This window comes from uncultured Aquincola sp., from assembly GCF_964001545.1.
Classification (GTDB): Bacteria; Pseudomonadota; Gammaproteobacteria; order Burkholderiales; family Burkholderiaceae_C; genus Aquincola.
Window position 1 is genome coordinate 1 of the sequence record NZ_CAXFDV010000036.1, and the last position, 13,895, is coordinate 13,895.

The 13,895-nt window shown below is 70.0% G+C and carries 11 protein-coding genes; 7 read left to right on the top strand and 4 right to left on the bottom strand.

The window, feature by feature from the left end; genetic code table 11:
• Window positions 1–1,655: FMN-binding glutamate synthase family protein (locus tag ABNT58_RS01345; protein WP_348751716.1), on the bottom strand; the 1,655-nt coding region annotated here is incomplete at its 3' end.
• Window positions 1,656–1,795: 140 nt separating this feature from the next.
• On the opposite strand from ABNT58_RS01345, the gene ABNT58_RS01350 reads away from it, so the two are divergent.
• Together ABNT58_RS01350 and ABNT58_RS01355 are read left to right on the top strand one after the other, a co-directional pair.
• Entirely contained in the window at window positions 1,796–2,419 is a 624-nt protein-coding gene (locus tag ABNT58_RS01350; RefSeq protein WP_348751717.1) for a glutathione S-transferase, read from the top strand.
• 90 nt (window positions 2,420–2,509) lie between these two features.
• Window positions 2,510–3,724: an MFS transporter gene (locus ABNT58_RS01355; protein WP_348751718.1), complete on the top strand. Its 1,215-nt coding sequence runs from the start codon at window positions 2,510–2,512 to the stop codon at window positions 3,722–3,724.
• 6 nt (window positions 3,725–3,730) lie between these two features.
• On the opposite strand, the gene cueR is transcribed toward ABNT58_RS01355, so the two are convergent.
• Window positions 3,731–4,132, bottom strand: a complete 402-nt coding sequence (gene cueR, locus ABNT58_RS01360; RefSeq protein WP_348751726.1) for a Cu(I)-responsive transcriptional regulator — start codon at window positions 4,130–4,132, stop codon at window positions 3,731–3,733.
• A 14-nt stretch (window positions 4,133–4,146) separates the two neighbouring features.
• Window positions 4,147–6,411, bottom strand: a complete 2,265-nt coding sequence (locus ABNT58_RS01365) for a heavy metal translocating P-type ATPase (RefSeq protein WP_348751719.1) — start codon at window positions 6,409–6,411, stop codon at window positions 4,147–4,149.
• A 160-nt stretch (window positions 6,412–6,571) separates the two neighbouring features.
• Between ABNT58_RS01365 and ABNT58_RS01370 the strand changes: the two genes are divergently transcribed.
• From ABNT58_RS01370 to ABNT58_RS01380, 3 genes are all read left to right on the top strand, one after another.
• Window positions 6,572–6,775: a heavy-metal-associated domain-containing protein gene (locus ABNT58_RS01370; protein WP_348751720.1), complete on the top strand. Its 204-nt coding sequence runs from the start codon at window positions 6,572–6,574 to the stop codon at window positions 6,773–6,775.
• A 91-nt stretch (window positions 6,776–6,866) separates the two neighbouring features.
• A complete protein-coding gene (gene prsT / locus ABNT58_RS01375; protein WP_348751721.1) occupies window positions 6,867–9,647 on the top strand; it encodes an XrtA/PEP-CTERM system TPR-repeat protein PrsT in 2,781 nt (926 codons plus the stop codon).
• Window positions 9,648–9,761: 114 nt separating this feature from the next.
• Window positions 9,762–10,631: a ThiF family adenylyltransferase gene (locus ABNT58_RS01380; protein ID WP_348751722.1), complete on the top strand. Its 870-nt coding sequence runs from the start codon at window positions 9,762–9,764 to the stop codon at window positions 10,629–10,631.
• A 106-nt stretch (window positions 10,632–10,737) separates the two neighbouring features.
• Here the strand turns inward: ABNT58_RS01380 and pepA are convergent, their stop codons facing one another.
• Window positions 10,738–11,556 carry a flocculation-associated PEP-CTERM protein PepA gene (gene pepA, locus ABNT58_RS01385; RefSeq protein WP_348751723.1) on the bottom strand — a complete coding sequence of 273 codons (819 nt, stop codon included), beginning with the start codon at window positions 11,554–11,556 and terminating at the stop codon, window positions 10,738–10,740.
• 211 nt (window positions 11,557–11,767) lie between these two features.
• Here pepA and ABNT58_RS01390 point away from each other — a divergent pair, with 211 nt between their 5' ends.
• Window positions 11,768–12,700 carry an exopolyphosphatase gene (locus tag ABNT58_RS01390; RefSeq protein ID WP_348751724.1) on the top strand — a complete coding sequence of 311 codons (933 nt, stop codon included), beginning with the start codon at window positions 11,768–11,770 and terminating at the stop codon, window positions 12,698–12,700.
• A gap of 220 nt (window positions 12,701–12,920) precedes the next feature.
• A partial coding sequence (locus ABNT58_RS01395) for a homoserine O-acetyltransferase (protein ID WP_348751725.1) occupies window positions 12,921–13,895 on the top strand: 975 nt, incomplete at its 3' end.

The window sequence follows — 13,895 nt, forward strand, 5'->3', positions numbered from 1 at the left end:
GCCGGGCCTTCGCCGGTCACCGGCTCGAAGCTGTCGGCCTGCGCCAGCTTCCAGTAGAGGCTGTACACCGCATGCGGCCAGTCCTCGCGGCCTTCGGCGGCGGCCAGCAGCTGGCCCGGCCGCAGGAAGTTCAGCTGGTTGATCAGCAGCCGCACCTCATGGTCCGACACCCGGTGCACGATGTGCGCCGCGGTGATGTGGTTGGGGTGCTTCAGGCCGGCGGCCTGCACCAGTTCCTTCAGCGCTTCCAGCGTGTTGTGGTGGAAGCGGTAGACCCGCTCGGTCTTGTCGGGCACCACCAGCGCCTGCTGGCGCACCGCGTCCTGCGTGGTCACGCCGGTGGGGCACAGGCCGGTGTGGCAGGTCTGGGCCTGCACGCAGCCCAGCGCGAACATGAAGCCGCGCGCCGAATTGCACCAGTCGGCGCCCAGCGCCATCATCCGCGCGATGTCGAAGGCGCTGATCACCTTGCCGGCGCAACCCAGCTTGATGTGCTCACGCAGGTTCAGCCCCACCAGCGTGTTGTGCACCAGCAGCAGGCCTTCCTGCAGCGGCGCGCCCACGTGGTCGGTGAACTCCAGCGGCGCGGCCCCGGTGCCGCCCTCGGCCCCATCCACCACGATGAAGTCGGGCGTGATGCCGGTGGCCAGCATCGCCTTGCAGATGGCGAACCACTCCCACGGGTGACCGATGCACAGCTTGAAGCCGGTGGGCTTGCCGCCCGACAGCGTGCGCAGCCGGTCGATGAAGTGCAGCATTTCCACCGGCGTGTTGAAGGCGCCATGCCGCGCCGGGCTGATGCACGACACCCCCACCGGCACGCCACGCGCCGCGGCGATTTCCGCCGTCACCTTGGGGCCGGGCAGCACGCCGCCATGGCCCGGCTTGGCGCCCTGGCTGAGCTTGAGCTCGATCATCTTGACCTGCGGGTCGGTGGCGTTGGCGATGAAGCGTTCTTCGTTGAAAGAACCGTCGTCGTTGCGGCAGCCGAAGTAGCCCGAGCCGATCTCCCAGATCAGGTCGCCGCCGTGCTCGCGGTGGTAGCGGCTGATGGAGCCTTCGCCGGTGTCGTGCGCGAAATGGCCCCGCTGGGCGCCGCCGTTGAGCGCCAGGATGGCGTTGGCCGACAGTGCGCCGAAGCTCATCGCCGAGATGTTGAACACGCTGGCGCTGTAGGGCTGCGCGCGGCTGGCGCCGATGGTCACGCGGAAGTCGTGGCTGTCGATCTGCGAGGGCGCGATCGAGTGGTTGATCCACTCGTAGCCCACCTGCTTGACGTCCATCTGCGTGCCGAAGGGCCGGTTGTCAGGCTCACCCTTGGCGCGCTGGTACACCAGCGAGCGCTGCTGTCGCGAGAAGGGTGCGGCCTCGTTGTCGCTCTCGATGAAGTACTGGCGGATCTCGGGGCGGATGAATTCCAGCAGGAAGCGCAGGTGCCCGATGACGGGGTAGTTGCGCAGGATGGAGTGTTGCGGCTGCCGCAGGTCGTGCAGGCCGATCAGCACACCGGCCCAGCCCAGCAGCGCCACCCAGCCGCCGCTGCCGGCGGCCACCCAGGCCAGCGTGCCGAGCAAGGCGGCCACGGCACAGGTGAAGAGGGCGGTGTAGCGCACCGGGGCATGGCGGTTGACCGCGGAGATCCAGGCTGGGGCCATCGTTCACTCGTTCAGGGCTGAGGCGGGCCGATGGTAGGCGCTGGCGCGTGGCCGCGTGCGCGCGATAAGCGGCGGCTTTGCGGTGCAGGCGGTGGCAGCGGTGGCGGTTATCGTGCGCCAGCCGTCGAACAGGAGTGGAAGTGCTGAAGATCCTGGGCAAGTCGCCCTCCATCAATGTGCGCAAGGTGCTGTGGACCTGCGCCGAACTGGGCCTGCCGTACGAGCAGGAGCAATGGGGCGCCGGCTTCCAGGCCACCGACGACCCGGCCTTCAAGGCCCTCAACCCCAACGCGCAGGTGCCGGTCATCGTCGATGGCGAGGTGGTGCTGTGGGAGTCCAACACCATCTGCCGCTACCTGGCGCGCCGCCAGGGCCGCACCGACCTGCTGCCCACTGACGCCTTCGCCCGCGCGAAGGTGGAACAGTGGATGGACTGGCAGCTGGGCGACCTGAACAACGCCTGGCGCTACGCCTTCATGGCCCTGGTGCGGCGCAGCCCGGCGCACACCGATGCCACCGCCATCGAGGCCAGCGTGGCCCAGTGGAACGCGATGATGGGCGTGCTGGAGCGCCAGCTGGCGCGCAGCGGTGCCCATGTGTTGGGCGGCACCTTCACCCTGGCCGATGTGGTGCTGGGCCTGGCCGTGCACCGCTGGCATGCCACGCCGATGGCGCGGCCCGAGCTGCCGGCCGTGGCCGCCTATTACCAGCGGTTGAGCGAGCGGCCGGCCTTCCGGCTGCATGGGCGCAACGGGCAGCCCTGAACCGGGCCGAGCGGTAGGGCCGTTGCGCGCCGGCTGAGCGGGCGCAGCCGTGGCTGGGCATGATGGCGCGCTTTGCACCGCAAGGCGCTGATGTCTTCCGCCTCTTCCGCTTCTCCTCCCACCGGCATGCCGGTGTGGCTCTCGTTCCTGATGGCCGCCGCCTGCGGCCTGATCGTGGCCAACCTGTACTACGCGCAGCCGCTGCTGGGGCCGATCGCCGACAGCCTGGGCCTGTCGCGTGCGGCGGCCGGGCTGATCGTCACCGCCACCCAGTGCGCTTACGGCGCGGGGCTGCTGCTCATCGTGCCGCTGTCCGACCGGGTGGAGAACCGGGGGCTGATCGTGGCCTCCCTGGTGGTCACCGCCGCGGCGCTGGCCGTGGCGGCCGTCGCGCCCTCGGCGTCGTTGTTCCTGGCGGCCTGCGTGGTGGTGGGCCTGGGTGCGGTGGCCGCGCAGGTCATCGTGCCGTTCGCGGCCCACCTGTCGCCCGAGGCGCAACGCGGCCGCGTGGTGGGCAACGTGATGAGCGGGCTGCTGCTGGGCATCATGCTGGCGCGGCCGGCGGCCAGCCTGGTGGCCGACCACTTCGGCTGGCATGCCATCTTCGGTCTGTCGGCCGTGGCCACGCTGGGCATGGCGCTGGCCTTGTGGAGGCTGCTGCCGCGCCGGCAGCCGGGCGGGCAGGCCGGTTATGGCGAGCTGCTGCGGTCGATGGGCCGGCTGTGGCTGGCCACGCCGGTGCTGCGGCTGCGCGGCTTCTACCACGCGTGCGGCTTCGCGGCCTTCAGCCTGTTCTGGACGGTGGTGCCGCTGCACCTGGCGGCTGCGCCCATCGGTTTCAGCCAGACGCAGATCGCCTGGTTCGCGCTGGCCGGCGTGGCCGGTGCTATCGCCGCGCCCATCACGGGCCGGCTGGCCGACCGTGGCTTGGCGCGCACCGCCACGCCGATCGCGATGCTGATGATGGGCGCCGCCTTCCTCATCGGCCTGGTGCGCACCGCGGCCGTGGGCACGCAGGTGGCGGTGCTGCTGGCCTCGGCCATCGTGCTGGACATGGGCGTAGCCGCCAGCCTGCTGCTGGGCCAGCGGGCCATCTTCGCGCTGGGCGCGCAGGTGCGCGGCCGGCTCAATGGCCTGTTCATCGCGATGTTCTTCGTGGGCGGCGCGCTGGGCTCCAGCCTGGGTGCCTGGATGTACAGCGTGGGCGGCTGGCCCGGCGCCTGCCTGCTGGGGCTGGCGATGCCGGTGCTGTCGCTGGTGGTGTGGCTGGTGCACACCTCGCGCACCGCAACCCAACCCGCGTAGACCGATTCAGCGCAGGTCCTGCGGCGCGGCCAGGGTGTCGAGGATCGGGCAGTCGGGCCGGTCGTCGCCATGGCAGCAGTGCACCAGGTGCTCCAGCGTGGTCTTCATCGCCAGCAGCTCGCGGGCCTTGGCTTCCAGCGCGGCCATGTGGGCCTGCGCCAGCGCCTTGACCTGCCGGCTGGGCCGGGCGCGGTCGTGCCACAGGCCCACCAGCTCGCCGATCTGCGCCAGCGGAAAGCCGAGATCGCGCGCATGGCGGATGAAGCGCAGCGTGTGCACGTCGGCCGCGCCGTAGCGGCGGTAGCCGGCCTCGGTGCGCGGCGGCGCCGGCAGCAGGCCGATCTGCTCGTAGTGGCGGATCATCTTGGCCGTGACGCCGCTGGCCTGTGCCGCCTGGCCGATGTTCATGCCGGCTGTGGTGCTCATGGGGTGCGACCTCCTGCTTCAGGCGCCGGGCGCCAGCGGCGCAGCAACAGCGCGTTGCTCACCACGCTCACGCTGCTGAAGGCCATTGCTGCGCCGGCGATCACCGGGTTGAGCCAGCCCAGCGCGGCCAGCGGAATGCCCACCACGTTGTACGCGAAGGCCCAGAACAGGTTCTGCCGGATCTTGGCGTAGGTGCGGCGCGAGATGTCGATGGCATCGGCCACCCGCGCCGGGTCGCCGCGCATCAGCGTGATGCCGGCGGTCTCCATCGCCACGTCGGTGCCGGTGGCCATCGCAATGCCCACGTCGGCCGCGGCCAGGGCCGGCGCATCGTTGATGCCGTCACCCACCATCGCCACCACGCGGCCGGCCTGGCGCAGGGCCTGCACCGCCTCGGCCTTGTCGGCCGGCAGCACCTCGGCCCGCACGTCGTCGATGCCCAGCTGCGCGGCCACGGCCTTTGCGCTGCCGGCGTTGTCGCCGGTCAGCATCACGGTGCGGATGCGCATGGCGCGCAGCCGCTGCACCGCGGCTGCGGCGGCGGGCTTGATGTCGTCGCCGAAGGCCAGCACGCCCAGCACGCGGGCGGGGCCCTCAGCCGCGGCCGGCGCCAGCAGCCACGAGACGGTGCGGCCCTCGGCCTGCCACCGTGAAGCCACCGCCGTCAGCGGGCCGGCGGCTGCGCCCGATTCGGCCAACAGGCGGCCGCTGCCCAGCTGCAGCAGCCGGCCCTGCACCACGGCCTGCAGCCCGCGGCCCGGCAGCGCCTGGGTGTCTGTCGCGCCGGGCGCTTGCAGGCCTTGCGCCTGGGCCGGCTGCAGCACCGCCCGCGCCAGCGGGTGCTCGCTGTGCTGTTGCAGCGCGGCGGTCAGGCGCAGCAGTTCGGCCTCGTCCAGCCCCTCGGCCGGCTGCAGGGCCACCAGCGCGGGCTTGCCTTCGGTCAACGTGCCGGTCTTGTCGAAAGCCACGGTGTCCACCGCATGCGCCACCTCCAGCGCCTGTGCGTCCTTGATCAGGATGCCGTGGCGCGCCGCCACGCCGGTGCCCGCCATCAGGGCCGTGGGCGTGGCCAGGCCCAGCGCGCAGGGGCAGGCAATCACCAGCACCGCCACCGCGTTGATCAGCGCCGCTTCCCAGCCGCTGCCGGCCAGCAGCCAGCCGCCGAAGGTGAGCAGCGCCAGCCCCAGCACCACCGGCACGAACACCGCGCTCACCCGGTCCACCGTGCGCTGGATGGGCGCCTTGGCGGCCTGCGCCGATTCCACCAGCCGGATGATGCGGGCCAGCGTGGTCTCGGCGCCCACTGCGGTGGTGCGCAGCAGCAGCGCCCCTTCGCCGTTGACGGCGCCGCCGGTCACCGGCCCGCCTTCGCCGCGGGCCACGGGCCGGCTTTCGCCGGTGAGCATGGATTCGTCCAGGTGGCTGCGGCCTTCGACGATCACGCCATCCACCGGCACCCGCTCGCCGGGCCGCAGCACCACCAGATCGCCCACCCGCACCTGGCGCACCGGCAACTCGGCTTCCACGCCGTGGCGGCGCACGCGGGCGGTGGCCGGGCGCAGCGCATGCAGCGCCCGAATGGCCTCGGTGGTCTGCCGCTTGGCGCGCTGCTCCAGCCACTTGCCCAGCAGCACCAGGGTGATGACGGTGGCCGAGGCCTCGAAGTACAGGTGCGGCATGGCGCCATGGCCGCCGTGCGCCGCGCCGGCCGCCAGCAGCAGATACACCGACAGCCCGTAGGCCGCCGAGGTGCCCAGCGCCACCAGCAGGTCCATGTTGCCGCTGCCCGCCAACGCCGCCTTGAAGCCCGCGCGGTAGAAGCGCGCGCCCAGCACGAACTGCACCGGCGTGGCCAGCGCCAGCTGCCACAGGCCGGGCAGCATCGCGTCGACGCCCAGGGGCGACAGCAGCATGGGCAGCAGCAGCGGCAGGGTGAGCAGCACCGCCAGCGCCACCGGCCACCAGCTGGGCAGGCCGCCGGCAGGCACCGGTCCGGCGGGTGCCTCGTCGTCGTCCTCGCGCACCGGGGTGGCTTCATAGCCGGCCTTCTCGACGGCCGCCACGGCTGCTGCCTGCAGCGCCTGCGCCACCACGTCGGCGCCCCCATGAACGGTGGCCCGCTCGGTGGCGATGTTGACGGACGCTTCGGCCACGCCCGGCACCTTCTTCAGCGCCTTTTCCACCCGCATCACGCAGGCGGCGCAGGTCATGCCGCCGATTTGCAGCTGGAGGGGCGGGGTGGCAGCGGTGGACGAAGACATGGTGATGGCCTGGCGACCCGGAACGACGACGGGCTCGACGCCAGTCTCAAGCTTGCCATCATGGCAAGGTCAAGCCCGCCCGCACCGGCCTCAGGGCCTTGACCCTGACACGATGGCAAGCTTCACACTGCCTGCATCGTTCCACTCATCCAGACCCCCGATGATCACCTTCGAAGTCAACGACATGAGCTGCGGCCACTGCGTGCGCGCCATCACCCAGGCCGTGCAAGAGGCGGACCCCGGCGCCCAGGTACAGATCGACCTGCCCAGCCACCGCGTGCAGGTGCAGCCCGCTGCGGCGGATGCGGCGGCGCTGAAGGCGGCGATCGAGGAGGTGGGGTATACGCCGGTGCAGGCTGGCTGAGCGGGCAGGGCTGCCGGCCTGAAAACCCGGTTGTGTACCATCTGCCGAGGCCGCGCCGTCTTGGGACGGCATGGATCTCCTGCACTCTCCCATGGTGGTTGTCTTGGCCCAGCACCTGCATCGTCTGCTCCGTATCGCGGTTCTCGTTCCAGCCCTGGTGGCTGCTGGCTGCGGTGGTCAGAGCACTGAACAGCTGCTGGCTTCTGCCCGCACCTACCTGGACAAGGGCGACAACGCGGCGGCCATCATCCAGCTCAAGAATGCGCTGCAGAAGGACCTGAAGCTGGCCGAGGCCCGCTACCTGCTGGGCGAAGCCCTGCTGCGCAGTGGCAACCCCGGCGATGCCGCCCTGGAGTTGCGGCGTGCGGTGGAGTACGGCTATGCCGCCGACAAGGCCGTGCCGGCGCTGGCCCGCGCGCTGGCGGCGCAGGGTCAGTCGCAGGTCGTGGTGCGTGACTACGCCAACACCCGCTTCGATAACCCCGAAGCCACCGCCAGCCTCAAGACCTCGCTGGCGCTGGCTTATCTGGCCGAAAAATCGCCCGCACAGGCCGACAAGGCGCTGGCCGAGGCGCTGCAGGCGGTGCCCGAGCATCCGCCGGCGCTGCTGCTCAAGGCCCGCATGATGGGCACGGCCGGCCAGCGGGCCGAGGCGCTGGCCATGGTGGACCGTGTGGTGGCTGCCCACCCGAAGGACGCCGACGCCTTCTTCACCCGCGGCAACCTGCTGCAGCTGGACGGCAAGCGCAGCGATGCCCTGGCTGCGTACAACACCGCGCTGGAGCTGCAGCCCACGCACGGGCCGGCACGCATCGCCAAGATTTCCTTGATGTTCGAGCTGGGCGAGACGGCTGCGGCCAGCGAAATCGACAAGCTGCGCCGGCTGCCTGGCCAGCAGCAGCAGAGTCTGTTTTTCGAGGCGCAGGCGGCGATCACGCGGGGCGACGACAGCCGCGCCTACGAACTGATCCAGCAGGTGCTCAAGGCGGCCCCCAACCATGCGCTGTCGCTGCAGGTCGCCGGCGGGCTGGAGCTCAAGCGCGGCCGCCTGCTGGTGGCCGAGCGCACGCTGACCAAGGCATTGCAGATCTCGCCGGAGCTGCCGGTCGCACGGCGCCTGCTGGCGCAGACCTATGTGCGCTCGGGCCAGCCGGCCAAGGCGCTGAGCACGCTGTCCCCGATGCTGGAAGGCGCGCGCCCGGACGCCGATGCCCTGCTGATTGCCGGCGAAGCCAGTCTGCTGGGCAATGAGGTCGACAAGGCGGAGCAGCTGTTCCGCAAGGCCGTGGCCGTGGCGCCCGACCAGCCGCGCAGCCGCACGGCGCTGGCCGCGCTGCAGCTGCAGCGCACGCAAAGCGAGGCCGCGCTGAACGAGCTCAAGTCCATCGCCGCCGACGACAAGACCGGCTCGCAGACCGACATGGTGGTCATCAGCTACTACGTCCGCCGCGGCGAGCTGCCGCGCGCGCTGGAAGCGATCGACCGGCTGGAAGCCAAACAGCCCCGCAATCCGCTGGCACCGCAGCTGCGGGGCGGCGTGCAGCTGCGGCAGAACGACGTGGCCGGCGCGCGTGCTTCGTTCGAGAAGGCGCTCGGCCTCGATCCGGTGTACATGCCCGCCGTCACCCGGCTGGTGGAACTGGACCTGCGCGACAAGCAGGTGGACGCCGCCCGCCAGCGGCTGGAAAAGGTGCTGGCCACCGACAAGCGCAACCTGCAGGCCTTGCTGGGTCTGGCCGCGCTGCAGACGCGCCAGATGGCACCGCCCGAGAAGATCGAGGCCTTGCTGCGCGAGGCCGTGGCCGGCAACCCCAGCGACGTGCAGCCGCGGCTGGCGCTGGTGGAGCATCTGCTGGCTCACCGCCAGGCGCCGCAGGCGCTGGAAGCAGCCCAGGCGGCGCTGGTGGCACAGCCGGAAAGCATCGAGCTGCTGGACGCGCTGGGCCGGGCGCAGACGGCCACCGGCGATACTCAGCAGGCCGTGTCCACCTTCAACAAGCTGGTGGCGCTGGCGCCGCAATCGAGCCTGCCGTATGCGCGGCTGGCCGACCTCGAGCTGGCCGCCAAGAACACCGCCGCTGCCAAGGCCCACCTGCAGCGCGCGGTGGCGATTGCGCCGGACCTGGTGCCGGCTCAGCAGGCGCTGCTGCGCATCGCCCTCAGTGAAAACCGGACCCAGGACGCGCTGGCCATCGCCCGCGCCGTGCAGAAGGCCCGGCCGCAGGAACTCACCGGCTTTCTGTGGGAAGCCGATGTCGACGCGAGCAAGGGCGGCAACGCCGCGGTGGATCGCTACAAGGCGCTGTATGCCCGCTTCCCGCAGCCGGAAGCAGCCATCCGCCTGCACCGCGCGCTGATGCGGGCCGACCGCCAGCCCGAGGCTGAAAAGGTGGCTGCCGCGTGGGTGGCGGCCCATCCGCAAGAGCGGGACCTGCGCTACTACCTGGGTGAGCAGGCGATGATGGGCGGTGATTTCGCCCGGGCGGTGGCACAGTTCCAGGCGGTGCTGCAGCATCATCCCGACTACGTGCCCGCACTCAACAACATGGCCTGGGCCATGGTGCGCCTGGGGGACAAGGGCGCGCTGGTGCCGGCGCGCCGTGCCACCGAACTGCAACCCGACGTGCCCGCGCTCCTGGACACGCTGGCCCTGGCCCTGGCGCAGGACAAGCAGTTCGACGAGGCCGTCAAGGTGCAGAAGCGGGTGCTGGAACTGGCGCCCGACGAGCCGAACGGCCGCATGACGCTGGCCCGCATCTACCTGCAGGCTGGCAAGTCCGCGCAGGCACGAACCGAGTTGCAGACCTTGGCCGCGTTGGGAGACAAGTTCCCGGCCCAGCCCGAAGTGCAGAAGCTGTTGAGTCAACTGTAGTGAGGAATCCGTCACGGTGGGACCCTGCGTCAGCCGGACGGGCCATGGAGCCAGGGCCACGGGCTCCGAAGGACAAGTCGACGGACCTCGTCATCGGGGAACAGGAGACCCGCCTTGCACAACGACAACCGCTTTGACTACGGCCGTGCCTTCTCGCGCAACATCGGCTGGGTGACGCCCGAAGAACAACGCCGCCTGGCCACCGCCCGGGTGGCCATCGCCGGCCTGGGCGGCGTGGGCGGCGCCCATGCGATCACCCTGGCCCGCCTGGGTGTCACCCGCTTTCACATCGCCGACTTCGACCGCTTCGAGGTGCACAACTTCAACCGCCAGGCCGGCGCCTTCATGAGCACGCTGGACCAGCCGAAGGCCGAAGTGATTGCGCGCATGGTGCGCGACATCAATCCCGAGGCGGAGGTGGAGGTGTTCGGCGACGGGGTGACGGCCGGGAATGTCGGGGCCTTCCTGCAAGGCGTCGACGTGTACGTGGACGGCATCGACTTCTTCGCCATCGAGGCGCGGCGCCTGCTGTTCGCGCAGTCGTACGCGCAGGGCATTCCGGCGCTGACGGCGGCGCCGCTGGGCATGGGCGTGTCGCTGCTGTACTTCCAGCCCGGGCGCATGAGCTTCGAGGAGTACTTCCGCGTCGAAGGCCAGCCGGTGGAAGAGCAGTACGCCCGCTTCATCGCCGGCCTGTCGCCCTCGGCGATGAACCGCCACTACCTGGTGGCGCCGGACGCGGTGAACTTCAAGGAGCGGCGCGGCCCGAGCACGCCCATGTCCTGCGACCTGTGCGCGGGCGTGATGGGCACGGCGGTGCTGAAGGTGCTGCTGGGGCGCGGCAAGCTGAGCCCTGCGCCCTGGGCGCTGCAGTTCGACGCGTACGAGCAGAAGCTGCGCCGCACCTGGCGGCCGGGTGGCAACGCCAACGTCGTGCAGCGGCTGCTGCTGCGTTTCATCCGCCCGCGCGTGGCGGGCGGTTGATGCGCTGAGGGGCGATCGAAGCCCCAATGACAATGGGGCCCACCCCGCGAAGGATGGACCCCGTGTGAAGCACGCCCCGCCCGGGGCGTGCTGCGTTTCAGGCGACTCAGGCCTTGTTGCTGCGGCGGCGAGCCAGGCCCAGGCCCAGCAGCGCGGCGCCGACCAGCGCCAGCGAGGCGGGTTCCGGCACGTTGTTGTTGAACTCGGCCGAAGCGTCGCCCACGGCCACGCCGCTGTAGTTGCCCGGGGTCAGGGCGGGGTTGAAGCTCTCGTTTTCGCCCGACACTTCGATGCGCAGGTAGAACGGCTGCGGGTCGAAGAAGAAGGCGGAACCGGTGGCCGTCAGGTCCAGGGCGCCGTAGTTGATGACGAACGAACCGCCGCTGGCGGCTTGGTTGCCGACCAGGGGCACATTGGCTTGGCTGCCGGCCAGCACGACGTTGCTGCTGCCCAGCAGGATGTCGTCGGCGTTGTTGGTCAGCGTGGTGGCGCCCAGGCCGTTGCTGCCGTTCAGGGTCTTGCCGGTGTTGGAGTTCACGTCGGCGAAGAACTGCACGCTGCCGGTCAGGAAGTCGGCCAGGGCGGTGGTGCCCACGAACGAGATGCTGCCAGCCACGGTGAACAGGCCGTAGATGCGGTAGCCGGAGGTGCCCGGGCCGTTCAGGAAGGTCGACTGCGAGGAGCTGCCCAGCGAGAAGCCGGTGGCGTTGAAGAAGCCGGACTCGTTGAAGACAGTTTGCGCAGCGGGGTTGGCTTGCGTCTGGTTGATCTGCGCTTCGTAGCGCAGCGTGATCTTGTCGGCGACGACTTCGTTTTGCGGGGTGCCGGTGATCGCGCTTTCTTCCACCTTGAAGGTGGCGCCAGCGTGGGCGGTACCCAGCAGGGCGGCGAGAACGGCGCCAGCGATGAGCTTGGTCTTGAACATGTGTGACTCCCGTCGGTGAATGCTGTTGCGAGCCTTTAAAGCAGACACCGTGCCACCCCAATATGCCTCAATGAAATCAATCACTTAGCCGATTTTCAGGCGCTGCCTCCGCGGCGCGTGTAAAGGAATTCGACAGCCGCCGGACTTTAGTCCCCGCCCCCGCTGCCGAAATCCCGCCACGCCCTTCAAGCCAAAGCGAGAACGACCGCCCATGACCGCTCCGACCTACCGCCTCATCACCCGCAGCGACTTCGACGGCCTGGTGTGTGCCGTGCTGCTGAACGAACTGAAGATGATCGACGAGATCAAGTTCGTGCATCCCAAGGACATGCAGGACGGCAAGGTGGAGGTGACGGCGCGGGACATCACCACCAACCTGCCCTACGTGCCCGGCGTGTACATGGCCTTCGACCATCATGCGTCGGAAACCCTGCGCAACACCGGCGAGCGGCCCAACCACGTGATCGATGCCAAGGCGCCTTCGGCCGCGCGCGTGGTGTATGAGCACTTCGGCGGCGCGGCGCGCTTTCCGACCATCGCGCCCGACATGATGGCCGCGGTGGACAAGGCCGACGCCGCGCAGTTCAGCCGCGACGAGATCCTGAACCCCAGCGGCTGGGTGCTGCTGAACTACCTGATGGACGCGCGCACCGGGCTGGGCCGCTTCCGCAACTTCCGCATCAGCAACTATGCGCTGATGATGGACCTGATCGCCTACTGCCGCGACCATGGCATCCAGGACATCCTGGGCCTGCCCGACGTGAAGGAACGGGTGGACCTGTACTTCGAGCATGCCGAGCGCGCCAAGGAGCAGATCACCCGCTGCGCCACCGTGCACGGCAACCTGGTGGTGCTGGACCTGCGGCACGAAGAGACCATCTTCGCGGCCAACCGCTTCATGATCTACGCGCTGTTCCCGCAGACCAACATCTCCATCCACGTGATGTGGGGCGTGCAGCAGCGCAACACGGTGTTTGCCACCGGCAAGAGCATCCTCGACCGCAGCAGCAAGACCGACGTGGGCGCGCTGATGCTCGAATACGGCGGCGGCGGCCACCACGCGGCCGGCACCTGCCAGGTGGAGAACGATCAGGCAGAGGCGGTGCTGGCCCAGCTGATCGAGCGCATCCGCCAGGACGGCTGACTGGCGCACCCGGCGCCGGCCGCTAGATGTTCAGCCGCCGGGCCGCCCCAAGGCTGAACGCTCCCCCCTGGGGGGACGCGAGCGAAGCGAGCTTGGGGGCAAGTACACTCCCCACCCCAGCGCCGATTTGCTTCTCAGATTGCGGGCGCTCAACAAATACTGCTAAAGAGGGATGCCCGGCCCGGTGTCCGCATCTTTGGCGGCACCGGGTTTCTTGTTGATGGCATCCCTAGGACACGTCACACCGCAGCGCATGCACTTTGCCCAGCCGCTGCCGCTGAAAAGCGGCGCCCGGCTGGCCGACTACACCCTGGTCTACGAGACCTACGGCAGGCTGAACGCCGACCGCAGCAATGCCGTGCTGGTGTGCCATGCACTCAATGCCTCGCACCACGTGGCGGGCACCTATGAAGGCCAGGACCGCAGCGAAGGCTGGTGGGACAACCTGGTGGGTCCCGGCAAACCGCTGGACACCGACCGCTTCTTCGTCATCGGCATCAACAACCCGGGCTCGTGCTTTGGCTCCACCGGGCCCATGCATGCCAACCCCGACCCCGCCGCCGGCGGCCGGCCCTACGGCGCCGACTTCCCGGTGATGACGGTGGAAGACTGGGTGGACGCCCAGGCCCGCGTGCTCGACCAGCTGGGCATCAGCCAGCTGGCGGCGGTGCTGGGCGGCAGCCTGGGCGGCATGCAGGCGCTGAGCTGGTCGCTGCGCCACCCCATGCGGCTGCGGCACTGCGTGGCCGTGGCCACCGCGCCCAACCTGTCGGCGCAGAACATCGCCTTCAACGAGGTGGCGCGCCGCGCCATCGTCACCGACCCCGACTTCCACGGCGGGCACTTCTACGCCCATGGCGTGGTGCCGGCGCGCGGGCTGCGGGTGGCACGCATGATCGGCCACATCACCTACCTGTCCGACGACTCGATGGAGGCCAAGTTCGGCCGCAGCCTGCGTGCCGCCGAGCTGGGCTACAGCACGCAGGACATCGAGTTCCAGATCGAGAGCTACCTGCGCTACCAGGGCGAGAAGTTCAGCGAGTACTTCGACGCCAACACCTACTTGCTGATCACCCGGGCGCTGGACTACTTCGACCCCGCGCGCGAGCACGGCGGCGACCTCACCCGCGCCTTTGCGGCGGCGCAGGCCAAGTTCATGCTGATCAGCTTCACCACCGACTGGCGCTTCTCGCCC